Raw genomic sequence first — 312 nt, 5'->3', positions numbered from 1 at the left:
GATTTAAATCTCCACCATTTGCGGCAGGTGCTCCGGGCTCTGTTGTAATTGCCAATTTATTAACAGCTCCATGTCCTATAATTTGCGAAACAGAAGCATCGCCATAACCTGTAGCTGAAATGATTAAATCTGCTGTTCCTGCTGTTTGTAAGGCTGAATTTCCCCCTCCTGGTTTTAATGTTATGGTATTTGGTACAGTATTTAATGTATAATCTGTTGTTTCAGTCAGACTTGTTCCATTATAGGTTACCGTAGTTATTTTGGTTTCCCAATTTGTGTCTTCACTATAACCAACATCAAAGTTAGAATCAA

1 protein-coding gene is annotated in these 312 nt (G+C 37.8%); it reads right to left on the bottom strand.

The window, feature by feature from the left end:
• Positions 1–312: hemoblobin-interacting domain-containing protein (locus tag DLK05_RS17365; RefSeq protein ID WP_127345129.1), on the bottom strand; the 312-nt coding region annotated here is incomplete at both ends.

This window comes from Ancylomarina longa (genome assembly GCF_003996985.1).
GTDB lineage: Bacteria > Bacteroidota > Bacteroidia > Bacteroidales > Marinifilaceae > Ancylomarina_A > Ancylomarina_A longa.
Note: the sequence above shows the minus strand (reverse complement) of the source record. Positions and strands in the feature narration are given on the sequence as shown.